The sequence below is a fragment of the Alcaligenes sp. MMA genome (assembly GCF_020907215.1).
GTDB lineage: Bacteria > Pseudomonadota > Gammaproteobacteria > Burkholderiales > Burkholderiaceae_B > Alcaligenes > Alcaligenes aquatilis.
The window spans coordinates 1-21,330 of the sequence record NZ_JAJJPP010000003.1; the positions used below are offsets into that span (position 1 = coordinate 1).

The window sequence follows — 21,330 nt, forward strand, 5'->3', positions numbered from 1 at the left end:
TGCTTGCTTGCTTGCTTGCTTGCTTGCTTGCTTGCTTGCTTGCTTGCTTGCTTGCTTGCTTGCTGGCTGACGTCACACTTAGATGGGTAGACCAATAAAGGAGCGACGACAAGAGCACAGCATCAGCCCTTCGCCCCCAATCAATAGTGCCTCTATATAGATAGAGAGTTGAAAGGCCTTCAAGATCGAGCACAATGCAAGGCTGTTAGCCGCTCGGGGCCCCGGGACAGGGTGTTGGGGCGAGTCAGACGACTTGCCGCAGTCGAAGTCACCATCGGGGATGCAAGCAGTCTGCTGTTTGAGCCCAACGCTTGTGATTGGTCCGCGGGACCAATTACTGGGCGAGTTCAGACTGCGCCCCGATGGTGACTCCGGCAAGGGGACCGGCGCGAGGCGCCGGCAAGTAGTCCGCCCCAACACCCTGTCTCGGGGCTTCGAGTAGCGACCTACGTAGAGCGGCTGGAACAACGAACGCCACCCTCTATATAGCCAGGCCTTTCATCACTGCGACTCTACTCTCTATATATAGATAGGAGACGGGCCTCTCCAAGAGGTAAACCAATCCTCTCCCCCTCTATACCTCTATACCTCTATGCCCTTCACTATCCCTCCGAGTCTCAGTCTCTTTGCCTTTGATACGTCGAATCTTAGAACCTTTGAGCCTCTGAACCTTTGGGTCTCTAAGTCTCTAAGTCTCTAAGTCTCTAAGTCTCTAAGTCTGCATCCATGAGAACACCAAACACATCATCCCATCCTCTCTTGTAGAGACAGCCCTGCCTTCTCTCACCTATACAACCGCCTCTCTACAGATACGCTCTTGTTATATAGAAAGCAAAAACACACTTGCCTGAGAGATAGACACAACCACAGAGACACAAGCCCACCTAACGCAGAGCGGCAAGCAAAGCCTTCCTCCTCTCTCCTCTATATATAGAGACACCCTCTTACACCCACAAGCAATAAGCTAATCCCCAATTCATTGTTATTTTCTGTTCCCGTGTTCATTACCATTCCTTATGCACTTAAACCTCTAAGCAGGACCCTGCTTACTCAAGAGAGTAATAATGATCAAACCTATCCTCATCTCCCTGGCATTTGCATTCAGCACGGTTCTGGCACCGACTGCCAGCGCAGAGCCAAGCACACCCGAAACGGCAGCCAAACCAGCCGCCTTGATCTCGGCTGCCGACCTGGCCACCAAACTGGATCAAAACAATCTGCGCGTTCTAGATATCCGCACAGACAAAGAATATGCAGCGGGCCACGTGCCTGGTGCCGTTCATACCCCTTATGGCGCCTATCGCGGCCCAGCAGATAACGCAGGTGCCTTGCGCTCCGAAGCCGACCTGTCCGCCTTGTTCAGCAAAGCCGGTATTTCCAAAGACAGCTACGTTGTCGTCACCTACGCAGGCGCCAACCCCACAGACTTTGGCGCCGCTGCGCGCGTATATTGGACATTGAAAGCGGGTGGTCTGACTCAGTTATCCGTTCTGGATGGCGGCTTGCAAGCCTGGGAAGCAGAAGGCAAGCCCCTGAGCAAAGACACTCCCACTGTCACCCCTACCGAATTTAGCTACCACTACAACAAAGACATGGTAGTCAGCACGCAAGAAGTCGCGGACTACATCAAGAATGGCCAAGCCCCCATTTTGCTGGACGCGCGCCCAACTGAATTCTTCAAAGGCGAAAAGCGCGTTGACGCCGCCGCCCGCTACGGCACCTTGCCCGGTGCACGTGAACTGGACTTCAACAGCTTCTTTCGCAGCGACAAACCTGTCCTGAAAGACACCGGTGAGCTCGTCAAGATCGTCAAAGAACAAGGTCTGGATAACAAACCCACCGTTTCGTTCTGCAATACCGGTCACTGGGCTGCTACGAACTGGTTTGTATTGTCCGAACTGGCAGGTAACCCCAACGTGAAGCTTTACCCCGAATCCGTCGTGGAATGGAGCCGCAGCAGCTTGCCCATGGACAACCAGCCCTCCCGCTTCGAGGTTCTGAAACTCGATGCCAAGCGCGCCGTTAACTAAAGAAATCGATCATGCTTTATCTGACTAGACTGGGCTTTATCCTGGCCAGCCTGGCCCTCATTGTCGGGGTCGCTCTGGTAGGTGGACTGCGCCAAGGCTTGCTTGCCTTATTAGGGATTGGCTTTGGCGCCGTGCTGCAAGGAGCCCGTTTCGGTTTCACGACCGGCTGGCGCAACTATATCGAGCGTCGCGACCCTCAGGGTATCTGGGCACAAATGCTCCTATTGGTATTGGCTGCTGCCTTCACCCTGCCGCTGATCGCTGACAGCGGCGGCGAGTTGGTCGGTGCCATTGCCCCACTGACCATCAGCCTGGTGCTGGGCGCCTTCCTGTTTGGTGCCGCTATGCAACTGGCTGACGGTTGCGGCTCCGGCACACTCTATAAAGCAGGTGCTGGCGCACCGATCTCCTTTGCGGTTCTGCCTACCTTTGCCATTGGCAGCTTTCTGGGCGCATCGCACCAACCCGGCTGGATTGCCCTGGGTGGTTTGCCCGCTATCGACCTGACTGTATCCCTGGGCTGGCCTACCGCCTTGCTGATTACCGTCCTGGGCTGCGCAGCCGTATCCTGGTTCGTAGGCCGGGGCGCACGCCGCCATCAAAAAGAACACAACAGCGCACCTGCCAAATGGGAAATGCGCTGGTGGATGGGCGCCTTGCTGCTGGCCGTGCTGTACGCCATTCACATGATTGTTGCTGGCCAACCTTGGGGCATCGTCTACGGTATTGGCCTGTGGGGAGCAAAAGTATTCTCGGCGCTGGGCTGGACGCCCGTTGGCGACGCATTCTGGGGCGTGGCTCCCCATGCTCAACGTCTGGCAGAGCCTGTTCTGGCTGACGTTACCTCCGTCACCAACTTTGGTTTGATTCTGGGCGCAATGGCCGCTTCGCGCTGGAACCATCCTGCCAATTTCAAATCGCCCAATGCCCGTACCTTGTGGGTAGGCGCGATTGCCGGTTTGGTCATGGGCTACAGTGCCCGTATGGCCTTCGGATGTAATGTGGGCGCATTCCTGGGAGGCATCGCCTCGGCCAGCATACATGGCTGGGTCTGGTTTGCACTGGCCTTTGCCGGGTCCATCATAGGCGTGCGCATTCGTCGTCGCGTTAATCCTTGAGTCGCACCACCATGAGCAAAACTACTTTCCGCCTTATCACCACTACCTTCTGGCTGGCCGTTGTCTTGTTAGTTGTCATGGACAGCCTGCAGGACTACCCCTACCGTCCCGAACCCGCTCCCATTGCCTGGGGTAGCGGACAAGCCGCCAGTGGCGGTCACTGCTCGGGTCGATAGCTAGGGCCTACTCGGTCTGCAACGCCCCTGATGGGAGAAAACCAGGCAGCCTCACTTGGCTGCACCGGGTTTCACCGTCAGGGGTTTTTTTTTGGATGAGGGAACACACATCCGCTTGTAGCGGCAAACCGACAGCCCACATCGCCCACCCCACGCAAGCGCCAGGGCACGACAAAGCAAGCACTGGGCCATGCTAGCATCAGTCAGACTTCTCAACCTTCTGCTGTCATGCTGAACTTTCTTCGCACCACACTTAGCCGCAGCCTGCGCATGTTTTATACCGTTGCACGCATCATGGTTCCCATCATGATTGCGGTGCGTATTGCGGCGCAGTTGGGCTTGATCGAACAAGTAGGCACACTGATCGGCCCCGTCATGGCGCTGGTCGGCTTACCGCCTGAAGCCGGTATCGTATGGGCCACCACCGCCCTGGCCGGTATTTACGCAGGCATAGGATCGATGGCAGCGTTGGGCGACAGCTTGAGTTTCAACGTGGCCCAGATCAGCGTTCTGGGCACCATGATGCTGTTTGCTCACAGTCTTCCCATGGAGCAAGCGATTGTGCGTCGAGCCGGGGCCAGTTTCTGGTTTACGGCCACGCTACGAGTAGTCTGCGCCCTGCTCTACGGCAGCCTGCTGGCCTGGGGTTTGAACAGTGCTGGGCTGTTGCAGGAACCTGTTTCGCTGGCCTGGCTTTACGGGCAATCCAATGCGACACAAGGCGGTTGGCAAGGCTGGATAGACTGGTTGTGGGGAACGGCCAGTTCACTGTTCATGACCTGGCTGATTATTCTTGGCCTGCTGTTAATCTTGTCAGTTCTGGAGAAAATCGGCTTCACCCGTTTGCTGACCCGGCTTCTGCTGCCCTTGCTGCGTTTTTCAGGCCTGGAAGAGCGGGTCGCCCCCACCACCACGATTGGTGTGTTGCTGGGCCTGAGCTACGGCGGCGCCTTGATTATTGATGAGTCCCGTCAGCAAAACTACAGTTCCAGAACGCGCTTGCTGGCCTTGTCCTGGCTGTCGTTAAGCCACTCCCTGATTGAAGACACCATTCTTATTCTGGCTCTGGGTGCCAACATCTGGGTGGTCCTGGTTGGCCGACTTATCCTGACCTTGCTCATTATTGGCCTGATGGCCCGCCTGACATTACCAGGTAGCGCCCTGTACAGACGCTACCTTGCTTCTGCTTCGCACCCTCAGGATGCTTAGCTTTTGACCAGCAGATCCTGAAAACGCTGGTAGAACTTCTTGAGCTTGGGCGCAATCACCATCTGGCAATAGGCCTGCTCGGGGTTCAAGGCAAAATAATCGTGGTGATAGTCCTCGGCTTCCCAGAACGTGGAGCTGTCGAGCACATGCGTCACGATAGGCGCATCAAACTGCGATTTGATTTCTTCGATGACTTCGAAAGCCTGACGGCGCTGTTCTTCGTTTTGGCAAAAAATAGCCGAGGCATACTGCGGCCCCTGATCAGCGCCCTGACGATCCGGCGTGGTAGGGTCGTGGGTCAGGAAAAATACCTCCAGCAAATCCCGATAGGAAATGACTGAAGGGTCAAACTCCACTTTGACCACTTCAATATGGCCGGTCTGCTTGCCACAAACCTGTTCATAGGTGGGATTTTCCACATGGCCGCCACAGTATCCGGGCACCACCGACTGCACACCTCGCAGGGCCTTGAACACCCCTTCAGTGCACCAAAAGCATCCGCCACCCAATATGGCTGTTTCCTTCATGAGTTCTCCTTTGTTGACGAATTGGCTAGACCCAGCAACCAGGCTGCAATCGCTTGCGCTTATAAGGCGCTGAGCCGGTTTTGGGTGGGTATGGGAATAGCACCCCCGTTCCCCCGACTATCTTGTTGAGCACGATATCCATCAACGCTACCGTATCAGCCTTTGTCATTGGATTAAAGATCATCAATCCACAAAAAACTACTAATGGTAAACGGCGGGCCAAGACACTGAATGCAGCACGATCCTTCCCTTACAATTTACCCAGTCCTGGTCTGGGCTCGTAGTCACGCTATTATCTGATATTCATCTCTGTAATGGGCACGCATGTTAATTCACCCGCAGTTTGATCCCATCGCCATACAACTTGGACCCCTTGCCATTCATTGGTATGGCTTGATGTATTTAGTGGGCTTTGGCCTGGTTTGGCTGGCTGGCATGGCGCGTATCCGCGCGGGCTATGCCTTGCTGACCCGCAAAGACCTGGAAGACCTGATCTTTTACTGTGTTCTGGGCGTAGTAGTGGGCGGACGTCTGGGCTTTACCCTGTTATATCAACCCTCCTATTACCTGTCGCATCCGCTGGAGATTCTGTATGTCTGGCAAGGTGGCATGTCCTTTCATGGCGGTCTGATCGGGGTGCTGGTGACGATTGCACTGTTTGCTCGTAACCGCCAACGCCGTTTTCTGGAAATCAGTGATTTCCTGGCCCCCTTGATCCCACTGGGGCTGGCGGTAGGCCGCTTGGGTAACTTTATCAACGGAGAACTGTGGGGTCGTCCTAGCGATGTGCCGTGGGCAATGGTGTTCCCGCAGATGGATGCAAACCCTCGCCACCCTTCGCAGTTGTATGAGATGGCCCTGGAGGGCATTGCCCTGTTCATCTTGCTGTGGTGGTTTACGCGCCGCCCACGCGCCGTGGGCCAGGCTAGCGCCCTGTTCCTGATCGGCTACGGTTTTTTCCGCTTCATGGTGGAGTACACCCGCGAACCTGACAGCTACCTGGGTCTGCTCAGTGCTGGCTTGTCAATGGGACAGTGGTTGTCCTTGCCCATGATTGTGGCTGGGCTGGCCCTGTTTGTTTATGCCAGCAAGCGTGGCGTTACGCCTGGTAGTCAGAAATAAACAAAGCAGCAGAAAAGGAAAAAGCCCGTCCAGTTCTGGACGGGCTTTTTTGTAGGTGCCCCACCATTGCCGTCAAGACCGGCATCCTGGAACCGAAGGTCCAAGATCGGCTGTCATCAAGCCAGCTTCGGGTTCGTCGACGAGGACGATCGCTCCTACTGGCTAATCCAACAACCTGTATGCCAAAAGCATTGGTTCAAGGAATGTATGGTCGTGTCACGAACACGGCAGGGACTTACTGGGATGAAGCAGCCCGCAAGGGACAACAAGGAGCTGCTTTCAAATTTGGTTTAGCGCGATGTGCCCGAAGGCTCAATAACATCATCCATCATCGCGTGCATGTCTTCAATTTTACGCTTGAAATCGCCAAAAGCAACATTAGCCAGTGGACCATCAGGTGCTTTAGCCGATAAAAACTCGCTGGCGATCTGAATAGCAGCCATAACGGCGATACGTTCGTTGCCAGAAACGCGCCCCGAACCCTTGATAGCCTGCATACGCTGGTCTACCAGTTTGACCGCTTCCAACAAGCGGGCTTTTTCAGATGGAGGACATGCCAGGGAATAATCGCGGCCCAGTAGGGAAATATCAACTCGTTCCATGACTTACTCCTGTACGGCACCGGGTAAACGCATGAGGATCGAACCGATCTGGTCACGAGCCTGCCCTGCCACATCACGCAATACGCCCATTCCTGCACGAGCACTGTCTAGCTCACGACGCAAGGCGACCACCTGGGCCTGTTCCTGCTCAAGCAGTTTTTTCAGTTCAGCCTGATCCGCTTGTGCTTGTTGCTGCACCACATCCAACTGACGCTGATGCGAAGCAACACCGGTGGACAGGGACTCAAACTCGTCCTGTTGACGCCGATTTTGCTGGCGCAAGGCGTCCAGCTCGGCATCTTGAGTTTTCAGACGAGCTAATAATTGAGCGCGTTCAGCGTTGAGCTGACGAGATTGCTCTACCAGTTGACCGATACGGTCAGCGAGAAAGTCGAGATCTTGCAACATGGGCCTTATCGTAAACCATTGCTAGCGTTACTGGGTAGAGGAATTTCATACTAATGATAACCTTTCACCCATCTTTCCATTACCTTTCAAACTTCTTTCAAAGCATGTCATCCACCTGCGAACACGCTCCCAAAAAACCCTAATTTTCCGGATTTACCGGGAAAACCCTTAAAAACTAGGGTCAAGTCAGGGTTTTCAGTCTTCAAACGCTCCATTACCATGCGTCACCTCTGTTTAAAGCAGTCGGCACATGCAGAGTGTGGAACCCGCTCCACCATAAACAAGCTGACACAGGAAAAAGGAAAACCAATGCGCAAGGCAGACAAGGAGAATCCACCTTATGCAAATTAAAAATAAACAGGACTTCTGGTCCGGGATCATGTTCGTGGTCGTGGGCGCCGCTTTCTCGCTCGGGGCTACCAGCTACTCGATGGGAACAGCCGCCCGTATGGGACCCGGCTACTTCCCCTTCTGGCTTGGTGTATGCCTGAGCTTGCTAGGGGCGGTTGTCACCTTGAACTCATTGTCTGCCAAAGCAGAAAGCACTGAGATAGAGAAGTTTAACTGGAAAGTCGTCTTCGTTATCATCGGCGCGGTTGTCTTGTGCGGGCTGACGCTTAACTCATTAGGGGTATATGCCTCTATCTTCCTGCTTGTTGTGATCAGCAGCTTTGCCAGCCATGAGTTTAGCTGGCCGATCGCGCTGGGCGCAGCTGTATTTCTGGTGCTGTTTGTCTGGCTGGCATTCATCAAGGGCCTAGGGTTGGTATTTCCCTTGTGGCCAAGTTTTCTGGCCTGATTGGGGGTGAACGGATATGGAATTATTTGACAACCTGATGCTGGGTTTTTCGGTCGCAGTCACACCGGAGAACCTGGCCTACGCTCTGCTCGGTTGCATACTGGGCACCTTGATTGGCGTGTTACCTGGCATTGGCCCTGTGCCAACTATCGCCATGCTGTTGCCCATCACCTATGTACTGCCCCCAGTGGCTGGCCTGATCATGCTGGCCGGTATTTACTACGGCGCGCAGTATGGCGGGTCCACAACCGCCATTCTGGTTGCCCTGCCGGGCGAAACCTCGGCGGTGGTGACCGTGCTGGACGGGCACCAGATGGCACGCAATGGCCGGGCCGGTGCTGCTTTGGCGATTGCTGCCCTGGGTTCGTTCTTTGCCGGTTGTGTTGCAACCATTTTGCTGGCGGCCTTCGCACCGCCTTTGGCTGAGGTGGCTTTCAAGTTCGGACCTGCCGAGTATTTCTCATTAATGGTGTTAGGCCTGGTGGGCGCGGTGGTGCTGGCCTCTGGTTCTCTGCCCAAGGCCATCTGCATGATCCTGCTGGGCCTGCTGCTGGGCATGGTCGGTACTGACGTGAACTCCGGTGTAGCGCGTTACGACTTTGGTATTCCCGAGCTGCAAGATGGTATCGACTTTGCCGTGGTGGCCATGGGTGTATTTGGTTTCTCGGAAATCATGAACAACCTGGAGCTGGGCGACCAGCGTGTCGAAATTACAGGCAAGGTTGGCAGCCTGTACCCCAACAAACAAGAGTTCAAAGAGTGCTGGCCGGCCGTCATCCGTGGGACTGCAATGGGTTCGTGCCTGGGCATTCTGCCCGGTGGTGGCGCGGTTCTGTCCTCCTTTGCCTCCTACACGCTGGAGAAGAAAATCTCCAGAAATCCGGAGCGCTTTGGCAAAGGCCACCCTGCCGGTCTGGCCGGTCCCGAGTCGGCCAACAACGCCGCCGCTCAAACCTCCTTCATCCCGCTGCTGACACTGGGTATCCCCGGTAACGCCGTGACGGCTCTGATGATTGGTGCCATGACCATCCACAACATTCAGCCCGGCCCACAAGTGATGACCAGCCACCCTGAACTGTTCTGGGGCCTGATCGCTTCCATGTGGATCGGTAACCTGATGCTGGTCATTCTGAACCTGCCATTGGTTGGTCTGTGGGTGAAGCTGCTCAAAGTACCGTACCGCCTGCTATTTCCTGCCATCCTGGTCTTTTGTACGGTCGGGGTGTACTCGCTGAACTACAACGTGTTTGACATTCTGGTCACCGCCGCTTTTGGTTTTGTCGGCTACGTATGGTCCAAACTGCGTTGTGAAGGCGCTCCCTTGTTGCTGGGTCTGGTATTGGGCCCCATGATGGAAGAGAATTTCCGTCGTGCCCTGCTCCTGTCCCGTGGTGACTACACCACCTTTGTCACTCGTCCGCTGTCCTTGTCATTGCTGGTTCTAGCCGCCATCCTGGTGGTGATTGTGGCCCTGCCCTCTGTCAAGAAAAAACGCGACGAAACTTTCGTGGATGAGGACTAAGGCACAGCCAGTCCTCTGGTTTGAAAGCTGCCCCTGAAAGGGGGCATTCAAACTGGCGCAACAGCAAGAAGGCCTGATTTCATCTCTCCACGAAATCAGGCCTTTTTTTTATCGACTGGTTTTGCTGCCTGGTTTCAAGACAGCTCAATCCTTGCTGGGCTAAACGGAGCCACTTCCAAGAACAAACATCAAGCAGCCAGAACCGCCTGCGTACACAACCTTCCTAACAAGGGAGCCAGAATGTCGCCGGAGTGGGCTACGGCGGCAAGCAAACCATCCAAACGAAGCAGCGCTTGCACTAGGCGTACTGCGCGGACCTTGATCGATCAAGGTCACAGCGGGCACCCGCTTGAGTCAAATGCCAGGCGACCGACGCCCCCATCACGCTATCACCGACGACCAATACTTTGACTTTGCATTTAGGCGTCATCGCTTTCTACTAATGAGCAAACAAAATCAAGCAGCCCATTATGCGCATGAACAAGCGAACAGCCAGCCAGGCGACAAGATACGGTCTGTTCCTAGCAAAAACAACAATGGCCTGAACCCCTTGCGGAATTCAGGCCATTGAGATCAGCCAACTTACATCGTGCCTTGACGGCGCTTGTAGAAGTTACCGATATACATGGCCAGCAGCACCAGCACAGTAGAGATCAGAATCATGATGATCCCCAAGGCCGAGAGCTTGCCCCACAAACCATCTTCGGCATAGCTCAACACCTGTACCGCCAGCACTTCTGTGCCAGGACGGGACAGCACCACGGATACCGTCAACTCACGAATGAACATGGTGGCCATCAAAATCCAGGCTGACACCACACCGGGAATCAGCAAAGGAATAATGATGCGGCGCATGGTTGTCCAGGAGCTGGCCCCGGCAACGGCCGAGGATTCCTCCAGGTGAGCATGTACCTGCACAAAAGCCGCCGATAAAGGTCGGATCCCGTAAGGCAGATAGGCTGCGATATAAGCCAGCAGCAAGGCGGTCAAGGTTGCATACAAAGGCGTTTGCACAAAGAACCACATAAAACCGATACCGATCACAATCCCCGGAAAGGAGAAGGACAGAAAGCTCAAGGTATCGAGCAGCGCCGCCGCTCGCGTTCGTAACTTAACCACCACATAGGCCACAAATAGCGATAACAGCACACCCAGACTGGCCCCGAACACAGCCAGGAACAGACTATTTGTCATGGCCACTTTGGAGATTGGGTCTTGAATGACATCAATCCAGTTCGCCCAGCTCATCAAAGAGAAGGCGCGAGCGCTAGGCACCATGGAGTACGGAATCATGGAGGTGTAGAGCAGCACAGCGACAGGCAACACTACCATCAGCAAGCTGATAATGCCCACGATGATGAACAGCGGGATTTTCGCGCGACGCAGTTCCAGTTGCGTCGGTTTGAAACCACGGCTGGAGATGGTCACATACTTGCTGCTTTCTTTCGTCATGTAGCGATACAGCACGATCAGGGCAATGGAGGCCGATAGCACACTCATGCCCAGCGCTGCCGCTTTTCCATAGTCTGGCGCGAAGCCGGTTGAGATCATCTCGAACAGATACGTGGCCAGCACATCCACACGACCCGGCGTACCCAGAACACGTGGCACCGCATAAGAGGCCAGCGCCCGCACAATCGCCAAAATGAAAGCCGCCATGATGGCTGGACGCAGAATCGGCAGGGTGACCCGCGTCAAGGTGCGCCACAGACCGCCCCCGAATACACGCGAGGACTCTTCCATGGACACGTCAAACGAGGCCATGGCAGGCGCGATGATCAGATAGGCCACAGGCATGTTCAACAAGCCCTCGACCAGAATCATGCCCCAGAGCGAATAAATATTCAGTGGTGCATCCTGCAGACCCAAGGTGTCCTGCAAGAACATATTGATCAGGCCATTGGACGGATTCAACAGCAGTGCCCAGCTAACCGAGAACAACAAGTGCGGAATCATCATGGGGACGATGGACAGCACCGTAAACACACCCTTCATGGGCATGTTGGTACGCGTATTCAGGTAAGCCAGGAAAACGGCCAGCGCGGTAGAGAACAGGGACGAGCCCAGCACGAAAACCACCGTATTGAAAGTGACTTCCAGCAAAAAGGGATCGGTGTAGGCGGCTACATACTTGGCCGTGGTGAAAGAACCAAAAGCCGTCAGGCCCTGCGAAAAACTGCCCAGCAGCAACATCAGGACCGGGCATAGCGTCAGAAAGCCAACAATCAGAATAAGCGACCAGCTAAGTGGTCTGCGTGTTTGATTCATGATGTTCCGCCCTTATGCCGACAAGAGCATGCAATGCGCAGGATGCAGGTTAAAGCGCACGGTATCGCCCTGCTTTACCTTCACATCAGGATCGATACACACCAGGAGCTGCTCTTTACCCACTGTGACCTCGGCCTCGTAGGACTCGCCCACGAATTCCAAGGCCTGAACCTGCCCATGGAACAGATTCTGGCCCACTTCACTGGACTGACTACTGACGCGAATAAACTCGGGACGAATGCACAACGTGACCTCCGTGCCCACGGGCAGATCTCGCTTCTTGCAGTGCAACTGACCCAGTTCGCATTCCACAAGGGTGGAATCCACACGCTGCTCCAGCACCTTGGCGCTGATCTGGTTGGCACGACCAATAAAGTCCGCCACAAAGCGGTGGTCGGCATCAAAGTAAATTTTTTCTGGTGAGCCAATTTCCAGAATTTTGCCGCCACGCATAACAGCGATGGAGTTGGACAAGGCCAGCGCCTCGACACGATCATGCGTCACGTACACTGCGGTAATGTCCAGACGGCTCAAGAACTCGCGCAGTTCTTTACGCGTTTCTTCACGCAGCTTGGCATCCAGGTTGCTGAGCGGCTCGTCAAACAGGATGACCTTGGGCTCGGCCACCAGAGCTCGTGCCAGCGCCACTCGCTGTTGCTGGCCACCGGACAGACGCGTTGCGGAACGCTGATCCACCCCTTCCAGTTGCACAAACTTCAAAATGTTCGCGACTTTTTCACGAATCACCTCTTTGCGCTCGCCACGTACTTGCAGCGGGTAAGCGATATTGTCGAACACCGTCATGTGCGGCCAGATGGCGTAGGTCTGAAACACCATACCCAGACCGCGCTTTTCTACCGGAACAGCAATATTCTTGGCGCTGGACCAGACGATCTCGTCCCCAATGCGGATTTCACCCTCGTCTGGGGTTTCCAGACCAACAATGCACCGCAGCAGTGTGGTTTTGCCGCAGCCACTGGGCCCTAACAGGGTGAAAAACTCATTCGCGGGAATCGTCAGGTTGATATTGTCCAAGGCCTTGAAGGTTTTGTCCTCTGAGACATAGGTCTTGCTCAGGCCGGTAATTTCAATTTGCATAATGAGTTAATGTTTTCAATAAAAATAAGGCGAGGCGCCAAGGCGCCCCGTTCTTGTTGAACCAGCTCTTGCCGTCGCGTGATTAACGCACAGCAAAGATACGGCTGAATTCACGACTCCAACGAATCAGTTCTGCATCGCTCAGGTCCCGGATAGGCTCGACCTTGGCTTTATCAATGCCAGCGACCGGAGGATGAATCCCGGGGGCCAGAACATATTCGCCCACCTTATTGGCCAAAATACCCATGGCTTCATTGCCCAGCCAATAATCCAGAAAAACGCGGGCCGCATCCGGATGCGGCGCATTCTTAGTCAGAGCAATAGCACGCGGCGAGCCCAGCAAAGGCTGACCCGACATGGGGCCCCAGGCCAATGGCGCAGGCGACTTGGTCACGATGTACTTGGGCATGGAAATGGCAATCAGCTTCTCGCCACTTTCAATAGGAGCGGGGGTTGGGCCAAACGACGCTACAAACATGGGTTTGTTGGCAGCCAGCCCTTTCAGGAAGTCCAGCCACTGCTCTTCGCTGCTAAAGACTTTTTCCTTCAAGCCAATCAGCCAACCAATGGTGGACGGGTGATTAGCCGGGTTAGCCATCACGATCTTGTCTTTCCACTTGGGATCGGCCAGATCTTCGTAACGTTGCGGCGCGTCCTCGGCTTTGAGGTGGTCCGTATTATAGATATAAGACACATATTCGATGCCAAACTGAATAATCGAATCGTCTTGAATAGCCCACTGCGGGTAGCCCTGTACGGCTTCAGACTGATGAGGAACCAACACGCCCTGCTCTTTAAGCATTTGCAACATCGGCAGGGGAGCCTGGACCACATCCGCCATCAACTTGCCAGCGTTGAACTCGGTCAGGATGGTGGGGATGAACTTGGAGCTGGAAATACGAGTGTATTTACCTTCAATGCCTTGCGCTTGCTGCAAGGCCTTCATGATGGGCTCTACAGCCGTGATGTTGGCGTAAAACACAGCCTGGCCTTGAGCCTTCGCTTTTTCCAGTACCGCGGCATCTGCCGCCCACGCCGCCCACGGCAAAGAGGTCCCCATAGACGCCAATCCAGTGGCACCTGCCAGCTTCAAGAAACGACGACGATCGAAAGAGTTCATAGGATTCAAGTTCCAGTTAATTAGCCAGGAAATCATGTGTGCCCATCATGATCCGGACAGGAAAATTCCATTTATTACAGATCTATGTTTGGTTTAGAACATGAGGGGCCTGATGCCGTCAAGCTTCAAACACCTTGCCGCTTATTCCCTCAGGCGGCGATCAAGTTGGAAAAGCTGCGCTAAGCTCTACGTCTGAACATGATTATTCTTAAGGAGCCCCGTGCCATGAACCCATCCATTCAGCCCAAACAGTATGAATCCGGCCGCCCGCAAAAAGTGGCGTTCATTGGTCTGGGAGTGATGGGATATCCGATGGCGGGTCATCTGGCTCAGGCCGGCCATCAGGTGACGGTGTACAACCGCAATCAGGCCAAAGCGGAGCAATGGAGCGCACAATTCAAACAGGCCTGGGCGGCCACCCCGGCCCAGGCAGCGGCACAAGCCGACATTGTGATGGCCTGTGTGGGAAATGATGATGATTTGCGCGCCATTTTTCAGGGGCCAGACGGTGCGCTGGCAGGTATGAAGGCCGGCAGCCTGTTTATCGACCATACCACCGCCTCCGCCAACGTTGCCCGGGAACTGGGGGCACTGGCCGCCAGCAAGCAGGTCGCCTTTGTCGATGCCCCGATTTCCGGCGGGCAAGCCGGAGCCCAGAAAGGCATGCTCAGCATTATGTGTGGTGGGCATGCGCAGGATATGGAACGCGCCCGCCCCCTGATGATGAGCTACGCCCAGGCTTGCACCTTGATGGGGCCACTGGGATCTGGGCAGCTATGCAAGATGGTGAACCAGATTGCCGTCGTCGGTCTTTTGCAAGGTCTGGCCGAAGCCATGGCTTTTGGTGAGCGAGCCGGACTGGATATGGAACAAGCTCTGTCTGTCCTGACCAAGGGCGCAGCCCGCAGCTGGCAAATGGAAACCAAAGGCCCCACGATGCTGGCTAGAGACTTTCAACCCGGTTTCACCGTGAACTGGATGCTGAAAGACCTGGATCTGGTGCAGCAAGAGGCCCAGCGCACTGGGGCTCAGTTGCCGGCAACCCGCTTGATTCAGGCACAGTTTGCGAAAATTGCCGAACAGGGCCACTCGGATTGGGATGTCTCTACTCTGTTCAATCTGTTGGCCCGCCCAAACGACAAAGCTTGATTCAGGAATTATCTGATTGAGGCGCTTCGGGCTGCAACAAGGGCAAGCGTAGCGTCGCCTTCAAGCCGTAGCCGCCCATATCGTTAGGCTCGCCATCAGTGAGCACAATCGTGCCGCCATTGCGCTCGGCGTAAGCCAGCGCAATGGCCAGACCCAAGCCAGAACCCGAACCACGTCCGCCCTTGCGTGCCGGGCCGCCCCGGTCAAAGCGCACAAATACGCTTTCACGCAAACTGGCCGCCAAGCCCATGCCATTGTCCGTCACACTGATCCAGGCCTGCTTGTCGTCGTGTCCGGCAGAAACCGTTATTGCACTGCCGCTACCGGCATGATTGATGGCGTTGTGAATCAGGTTGGAGACCGACTCATGGATCTCGGCATCGCTGGCGTAGACCCACAAGGGCGCTTGCTCCCCTTCTTCGCCCGGCCCGATCCAGCCCAGATCCTGGCGATGTTCGCGCGCCAAGGGCAGATATTGCAGCACTACCTCGCGCCCCAAACTGGCCAGATCGACCTGGCCCTGGCTCATGGTAGTGCTATGGCTGGCATGGGCCAAAGCCAATAACTGCTCGGTCAGGCGGGTCGCCTGCCCCAACTGCTTGATAATCGCCCCCAAGGACTCCCGGACACGTTCAATATCCGGCTCGCGGCGAGCGTACTGAGCCTGAGTATGAATAATCGCCAAGGGGGTACGTAATTGATGCGAGGCGTCGGCCAAAAATTGTGCCTGCCTATCCAGCACGGAACGGTATAGCTCTATGTGATGATTGACCGAACGAACCAAGGGGACCACCTCACGCGGCACATCGCGCTCGTCCAGGGGCTGCAAGTCATCCACGCTTCGGTTGCGCACTTCCTGACGCAAAGCCTGCAAAGGACGCAAGGCCCAGGCCACGGCGAACCACACCAGCAGCACAGCCAGCAACAACATACGCAAATTGCGGAAAATGCCTTCGCGCCAGGCTTCCTGTTGAGTGCGTAAACGCAAATCCAGGCTTTCGCCCACCATCACCAAAACCTGCCTGTGCTGGCCTTTGTAATGCAGGTCGCGCCACAAAGCCACCATACGCACGGTGTCATTGCGGAAATAGGAATCGTAGAAAACCGGCACGCCTTCATGGTCAGCCAGATTGGCGGGACGCGGTAGCCCTTCCATCCCCAGTAAGGTGCGCCCTTTTAATTGATTGGCATCGGCACCACCCAGGTTACGGACCAAAGGGGTGACTTCTTCGACCCGAAAATACTTGCGATTGCCTGGTCTGGACTCCAGCATGACCTGGGCATAAAAGGGCGGATCGATGCGTAAACTGCCATCGGTATTGAACTCCACACTGGTCTCAAGCACTTTGGCCGGTTCCAGCAAAGCGCTGTCGTACACATTTTCCGTGACGGAGTTCATGGCCCGGTAATCTTCCCAACTGTCATACAACAGCAAGGCGACCACCCCCGGGATCAGCAGGACCAGCAGCCAAAAGCGCAAACTGCCTTGCCAGGCATTGGCGGGGGGTGGAGAAGGTGCTGTCATGAAACGCCGGATTCCGCCTCAAGCACTTCCAGCATGTAGCCTAAACCTCGTACCGTCACGATATGAACATCGCTATTAGCAAGTTTCTTGCGCAAGCGGTGTAAGACAACCTCGATGGCATCAGGGCTGGCATCGCTATCGTGCTCGAACACACGGGCAAAAAGCTGGGACTTTTCAACCGGCATACCAGAACGACTGATCAGCACCAACAAAGCCGCATGTTCACGCGGAGTCAAATGCACAATGGCACTGTCCAGCATGAAAGCCCGGCTTTCGGGGTTGTATTCCAGCGAGCCGCAGCTGACTACAGGCGCCACACGGCCACGGCTGCGCCGCACCAAAGCAGCCAGACGAGCCTCCAGTTCCTCCAGAGCAAAGGGCTTGGTCAGGAAATCATCGGCGCCCAGATTCAGACCACGAACACGGTCCTGCAAGGCTCCTTGAGCGGTCAGGATCAACACGGGAGTGTGATCACCACGTTCACGCATCTCGCGCAAAAGCACCAGCCCGTGTTTATCGGGCAGGCGCAAATCCATCACAACCGCATCATATTCATGGGCCGTCAACAACACTTCTGCCGTTCGGGCATCATGAGCGGGATCGGGCAAAAAACCACTTTGCGCCAAAGCCCGCTCCAGCCACGCGGCCATTTCCAACTCGTCTTCAACCAATAATATGCGCATGATCCCTGCTGTCTACGGTATCGGCATCAATTGCGCTTGGGGGGCGCTGACGTAAATAACGATTTTCCTGGCGCCGCCGGAATAAAATATCCGACAGCTCGTTTAGCGCTTGCTGATAGACTTCCCGCTTGAACTCAATCACTGAATCAAGTGGCACCCAATATTGACTCCAACGCCATGCATCAAACTCCGGCGTCGAGGAAGAGCGCAGGCAGACATCGCTGTCTCGCCCTACCAGTCGCAACAGGAACCAGATTTGTTTCTGGCCCTTGTAATGGCCACGCGCCTCCCGACGTACAAAATGATTGGGCACGTTGTAGCGAAGCCAATCTCGCGTCCGGCCTAATATACGGATATGCTCTGGCAGCAAGCCCACTTCTTCGTGCAGTTCGCGGTACATCGCCTGTACGGGTGTTTCGCCGTATTTGATACCGCCTTGCGGGAACTGCCAGGCATGTTCCCGAATACGCTTGCCCCAAAAAACCTCGTTTTTGCGATTAACGAGAATAATTCCGACATTAGGACGGTAGCCTTCACGATCTAACATAGGCCACCTCTAACGAATTCAATACAATTAAATCTGATTATACGTACCTGACGAGTTCCCTACCATGCATGCTAGCCAGTATCACATTAATACCCTGAAAGAAGCGCCTACCGAGGCCGAAGTTGCCAGCCACCAGCTCATGACGCGCGCCGGCATGATACGCAAAGCCGCCGGCGGTATCTACACTTATATGCCTATGGGCCTGCGCGTGCTGCGCAAGATTGAAAACATCATTCGTCAGGAAATGGACCGCTCCGGCGCCATTGAGTTGCTGATGCCAGTAGTCCAGCCCGCCGAACTCTGGGTAGAGTCTGGCCGTTGGGAAAAATATGGCGACGAGCTGCTACGAATCAAGGACCGCCACCAACGCGACTTCGTGCTGCAGCCCACCTCTGAGGAAGTCATCACGGACATCGCCCGCAACGAAATCCACAGCTGGCGCCAATTGCCGATTAACTTCTACCATATTCAAACCAAGTTCCGTGACGAGCGTCGTCCCCGTTTTGGCTTGATGCGCGGCCGCGAATTCACCATGAAGGACGCCTACTCCTTTGACCGCAACGCCGAAGACGCCCAGGCCAGTTACGACAATATGTACGACGCGTATATGCGTATCTTTGCTCGTCTAGGTCTGGACTTCCGTGCCGTGGCGGCTGATACCGGCTCCATTGGCGGTTCGCGCAGCCATGAGTTTCAGGTTATTGCCGATACCGGCGAAGACTTGCTGGTCTACAACCCTGACACCGACTACGCTGCCAATATCGAACTGGCTCCCGCCCCTTGCCTTCTGGCTGAGCGCGCCGCTCCTGGCCAAGCGCTGGTCAAGACCGCCACACCAGAGGCCCCAAAATGCGAACTGGTCGCTCAACAACTAGGACTGGACCTGACTGCCACGGTCAAATCCGTGGTGGTGGCTACCGATGTTGAAGAAGATGGGCAAACCAAGACGACTGTGTACCTGCTGCTGATTCGCGGCGACCATGAAGTCAACGACATCAAGGTTTCCAAACTGGCCGGCTTTGAAAAAGGTCACCGTCTGGCAACCGAAGAAGAAATTGTGGCCGTCTTTGGCTGCAAGCCCGGCTATCTGGGCCCGATAGGCACACGTCAAGCAGTGCAAGTCATTGCCGACCTGACCGTTGCCAACATGAGCGACTTTGTCTGTGGCGCCAACGAAGAGGGCTTTCACTACACCGGCGTGAACTGGGGTCGCGACCTGCCCGAACCCATCAAGGCAGACCTGCGCAACGTGGTTCACGGCGACCCGGCTCCTGAGGGCGGCAAGCTGGCCATCCAGCGCGGCATTGAAGTGGGCCACGTGTTCTTCCTGGGCGATGTCTACTCCAAGAAGCTGAACGCCACCTTTTTGGAAACTGATGGTAAACCGGCTGTCATGCAAATGGGTTGTTATGGCATTGGCGTCAGCCGTATTGCGGCCGCAGCCATCGAACAAAACCACGACGAGCGTGGCATGATCTGGCCTCGCGCCCTGGCCCCGTTTGAAGTGGTAATCTGCCCGATCGGCTTTACCAAGAGCGATGCGGTACGTCAGACTGCGACGGATCTGTACACGCAGCTCAAAGAACAAGGCGTGGATGTCATTTTGGACGACCGCGACGCCCGCCCCGGCATCATGTTTGCCGACTGGGAACTGATTGGCGTACCGCTACGCATTACGATCGGTGAGCGCGGCTTGAAAGAGGGCGTCGTTGAAATGCAGGCACGCCGTGATGCCAGCAGCACCAACGTCCCGGTCGAGCAGATTGCTCAGGTCAGCGTGGAGCGTCTGGCCTCGCTGTAAAGACTCCAAGCAGGGCTGGCCGTAGGCCATGCCCTGCCCGTCAACATAAACTCTTTTACGAACGACATGCTTACTGACAAGTGGGACACCCAGGCTCGGCTTGATATTCGCGTATATTACGAGGACACCGACGCTGGGGGGATCGTATATTACGCCAACTACCTGAAATTCTTTGAGCGTGCGCGCACAGAATGGCTCAGGAACCTGGGCGTAAACCAATCCGATGTAGCCGAGCAGAATCAACGCCTGTTCGTAGTCAAGAAGGTTGAAATACAATATCTCAAACCTGCCCGGCTCGATGATTTGATCTCGGTACGCAGCCGGATTACCCAACTGGGGTCGGCTACCATCCATTTTGAACAAGGTGCCCTGCGAGGTGGGGAACTGTTATGCCAAAGCACCATCCAAATTGTTTGCGTTGACGCCAACACGCTTCGTCCAAGCAAGCTGGACTCTGATTTACGTACCCTCTTGGAAAAGGTTCAGGACTGACCATGCAAGCTACTAGCGACCTGTCGCTGATTTCGCTACTTCTCGATGCCAGTATTCCCGTTCAGCTTGTCATGCTGATCCTGCTGGGAATCTCGATTCTCTCGTGGGCCTATATCTTCAGTAAACGGGCTGCACTTAAACGCACGCTGGAGCAGACTCGCCGTTTTGAGGACGACTTCTGGGCGGGTGGCGATCTGGCCGTGCTTCAGCAATCCATCTCCTCGCGTCGTGCTGAACACGGGGCCTTGGCCCGTATTTTTGAAGCCGGCATGACTGAATTCGTCAAGGCCCGTCGCAGTCAAAGCTCGGGGCCTGCCCTGCTGGACGGCCCACGTCGTGCCATGCGTGCCAGCTATCAACGCGAAATGGATACGCTGGAAACACATCTGAACTTCCTGGCCTCTGCCGGTTCGGTCAGCCCCTACATCGGGCTGCTGGGTACCGTCTGGGGGATCATGCACGCCTTTATCGGTTTGTCGGGCATGCAGCAGGCAACCCTGGCCTCGGTGGCTCCCGGTATTGCCGAAGCCCTGATTGCCACGGCTATTGGTCTGTTTGCCGCCATCCCTGCGGTGGTGGCCTACAACCGCTTTACCAACGAGCTCGATCGTATCTCGATCCGCTTTGACAGCTTTATCGACGAATTCCTGAACATCTTGCAGCGGCAGGTGAACTGATGCCATCGATGCGTGGAAGCACCGGCCGTCATGGCCGGCGCATGAAAAATGAAATCAACGTCGTACCGTATATCGACGTGATGCTGGTGCTGCTGGTGATCTTCATGGTCACCGCTCCCATGATTACCCCTGGTTTGGTCGAACTGCCTTCGGTAGGCCAAGCCTCCGAAGTACCTGCCAAGCCGGTGGAAATCCAGGTTGATAAGGACGGCAAACTGGCCATACGCTTGCGCGATGCGGGCTCCGAGTTCATGAACATCGAGAAGTCCACACTGCTCAATGAAGTACGCTCGCGTATGCAGGCCGACAGTCCGGTTGTCATCGCCGCCGACGGCAAGGTTCCCTACGAGACCGTCATGGGCTTGATGGATGAGCTGCGCTCCAATGGCATCAACCGCCTGGGTCTGATCGTCGATCGCAATAGCGACCCTGACGCTGGCAAATAACCTCTGGCCGG

21 protein-coding genes and 1 other RNA gene are annotated in these 21,330 nt (G+C 55.4%); 12 read left to right on the plus strand and 10 right to left on the minus strand.

Going from position 1 to position 21,330, the window contains the following annotated elements; translation table 11 throughout:
* Positions 1-1,064: 1,064 nt before the first annotated feature.
* The 4 genes from LNA76_RS12605 (at position 1,065) to LNA76_RS12620 (ending at position 4,533) form a co-directional block, all read left to right on the plus strand.
* On the plus strand, positions 1,065-2,030 hold the full coding sequence (locus LNA76_RS12605) for a sulfurtransferase (protein WP_094197538.1): 966 nt from the start codon (positions 1,065-1,067) through the stop codon (positions 2,028-2,030).
* A gap of 11 nt (positions 2,031-2,041) precedes the next feature.
* A complete protein-coding gene (locus tag LNA76_RS12610) occupies positions 2,042-3,148 on the plus strand; it encodes a YeeE/YedE family protein (protein WP_094197539.1) in 1,107 nt (368 codons plus the stop codon).
* Between the two features lie 11 nt (positions 3,149-3,159).
* Positions 3,160-3,324: a hypothetical protein gene (locus tag LNA76_RS12615; RefSeq protein ID WP_199827835.1), complete on the plus strand. Its 165-nt coding sequence runs from the start codon at positions 3,160-3,162 to the stop codon at positions 3,322-3,324.
* 228 nt (positions 3,325-3,552) lie between these two features.
* Positions 3,553-4,533, plus strand: a complete 981-nt coding sequence (locus LNA76_RS12620; RefSeq protein WP_230019195.1) for a hypothetical protein — start codon at positions 3,553-3,555, stop codon at positions 4,531-4,533.
* Here LNA76_RS12620 and msrA read toward each other — a convergent pair.
* On the minus strand, positions 4,530-5,060 hold the full coding sequence (gene msrA / locus LNA76_RS12625; protein ID WP_042489352.1) for a peptide-methionine (S)-S-oxide reductase MsrA: 531 nt from the start codon (positions 5,058-5,060) through the stop codon (positions 4,530-4,532). The two genes, LNA76_RS12620 and msrA, sit on opposite strands and share 4 nt — an antisense overlap.
* A gap of 324 nt (positions 5,061-5,384) precedes the next feature.
* On the opposite strand from msrA, the gene lgt reads away from it, so the two are divergent.
* Entirely contained in the window at positions 5,385-6,182 is a 798-nt protein-coding gene (lgt, locus tag LNA76_RS12630) for a prolipoprotein diacylglyceryl transferase (protein WP_094197541.1), read from the plus strand.
* Positions 6,183-6,235: 53 nt separating this feature from the next.
* Here the strand turns inward: lgt and ssrS are convergent.
* The 3 genes from ssrS to LNA76_RS12645 all read right to left on the minus strand — a co-directional run bounded on the left by ssrS (position 6,236) and on the right by LNA76_RS12645 (position 7,192).
* Positions 6,236-6,419: non-coding RNA, 6S RNA (gene ssrS / locus LNA76_RS12635), on the minus strand.
* A 53-nt stretch (positions 6,420-6,472) separates the two neighbouring features.
* A complete protein-coding gene (locus LNA76_RS12640) occupies positions 6,473-6,784 on the minus strand; it encodes a cell division protein ZapA (RefSeq protein ID WP_094197542.1) in 312 nt (103 codons plus the stop codon).
* 3 nt (positions 6,785-6,787) lie between these two features.
* Positions 6,788-7,192 (minus strand): hypothetical protein, encoded by a 405-nt coding sequence (locus LNA76_RS12645; protein ID WP_035273300.1) that lies wholly within the window; start codon positions 7,190-7,192, stop codon positions 6,788-6,790.
* 340 nt (positions 7,193-7,532) lie between these two features.
* Between LNA76_RS12645 and LNA76_RS12650 the strand changes: the two genes are divergently transcribed.
* On the plus strand, positions 7,533-7,991 hold the full coding sequence (locus LNA76_RS12650; RefSeq protein WP_094197543.1) for a tripartite tricarboxylate transporter TctB family protein: 459 nt from the start codon (positions 7,533-7,535) through the stop codon (positions 7,989-7,991).
* A gap of 16 nt (positions 7,992-8,007) precedes the next feature.
* Entirely contained in the window at positions 8,008-9,513 is a 1,506-nt protein-coding gene (locus LNA76_RS12655) for a tripartite tricarboxylate transporter permease (protein WP_230019196.1), read from the plus strand.
* 582 nt (positions 9,514-10,095) lie between these two features.
* On the opposite strand, the gene LNA76_RS12660 is transcribed toward LNA76_RS12655, so the two are convergent.
* The 3 genes from LNA76_RS12660 to LNA76_RS12670 form a co-directional block, all read right to left on the minus strand.
* Complete coding sequence (locus LNA76_RS12660) at positions 10,096-11,781, minus strand: ABC transporter permease (RefSeq protein ID WP_108728653.1); 1,686 nt, start codon at positions 11,779-11,781, stop codon at positions 10,096-10,098.
* A gap of 12 nt (positions 11,782-11,793) precedes the next feature.
* A complete protein-coding gene (locus tag LNA76_RS12665; protein ID WP_094197546.1) occupies positions 11,794-12,879 on the minus strand; it encodes an ABC transporter ATP-binding protein in 1,086 nt (361 codons plus the stop codon).
* Between the two features lie 82 nt (positions 12,880-12,961).
* Complete coding sequence (locus LNA76_RS12670; RefSeq protein WP_108728807.1) at positions 12,962-13,999, minus strand: ABC transporter substrate-binding protein; 1,038 nt, start codon at positions 13,997-13,999, stop codon at positions 12,962-12,964.
* 225 nt (positions 14,000-14,224) lie between these two features.
* Between LNA76_RS12670 and LNA76_RS12675 the strand changes: the two genes are divergently transcribed.
* Positions 14,225-15,148: an NAD(P)-dependent oxidoreductase gene (locus tag LNA76_RS12675; protein WP_230019197.1), complete on the plus strand. Its 924-nt coding sequence runs from the start codon at positions 14,225-14,227 to the stop codon at positions 15,146-15,148.
* A gap of 1 nt (position 15,149) precedes the next feature.
* Here LNA76_RS12675 and LNA76_RS12680 read toward each other — a convergent pair whose 3' ends face one another.
* The 3 genes from LNA76_RS12680 to LNA76_RS12690 are packed head-to-tail and all read right to left on the minus strand — an operon-like array spanning position 15,150 to position 17,903.
* Positions 15,150-16,673, minus strand: coding sequence for a sensor histidine kinase (locus tag LNA76_RS12680; RefSeq protein ID WP_094197547.1), 1,524 nt, complete (start codon positions 16,671-16,673; stop codon positions 15,150-15,152).
* Complete coding sequence (locus tag LNA76_RS12685) at positions 16,670-17,356, minus strand: response regulator (protein WP_230019198.1); 687 nt, start codon at positions 17,354-17,356, stop codon at positions 16,670-16,672. Before LNA76_RS12685 ends, LNA76_RS12680 begins: the two co-directional genes overlap by 4 nt.
* Positions 17,337-17,903 carry an RNA pyrophosphohydrolase gene (locus tag LNA76_RS12690; protein WP_094197549.1) on the minus strand — a complete coding sequence of 189 codons (567 nt, stop codon included), beginning with the start codon at positions 17,901-17,903 and terminating at the stop codon, positions 17,337-17,339. Before LNA76_RS12690 ends, LNA76_RS12685 begins: the two co-directional genes overlap by 20 nt.
* Positions 17,904-17,967: 64 nt before the next feature.
* Between LNA76_RS12690 and LNA76_RS12695 the strand changes: the two genes are divergently transcribed.
* From LNA76_RS12695 to tolR, 4 genes are all read left to right on the plus strand, one after another.
* Complete coding sequence (locus LNA76_RS12695; protein ID WP_108728651.1) at positions 17,968-19,704, plus strand: proline--tRNA ligase; 1,737 nt, start codon at positions 17,968-17,970, stop codon at positions 19,702-19,704.
* A 66-nt stretch (positions 19,705-19,770) separates the two neighbouring features.
* Positions 19,771-20,196 (plus strand): tol-pal system-associated acyl-CoA thioesterase, encoded by a 426-nt coding sequence (gene ybgC / locus LNA76_RS12700; RefSeq protein WP_094197551.1) that lies wholly within the window; start codon positions 19,771-19,773, stop codon positions 20,194-20,196.
* 2 nt (positions 20,197-20,198) lie between these two features.
* Positions 20,199-20,873, plus strand: coding sequence for a protein TolQ (gene tolQ, locus LNA76_RS12705; protein ID WP_230019199.1), 675 nt, complete (start codon positions 20,199-20,201; stop codon positions 20,871-20,873).
* The gene (gene tolR, locus LNA76_RS12710) at positions 20,873-21,319 is read left to right on the plus strand and encodes a protein TolR (protein ID WP_108728650.1); all 447 of its coding nucleotides are present in this window, start codon (positions 20,873-20,875) and stop codon (positions 21,317-21,319) included. The genes tolQ and tolR overlap by 1 nt, the downstream gene beginning before the upstream one ends.
* Positions 21,320-21,330 lie beyond the last annotated feature (11 nt).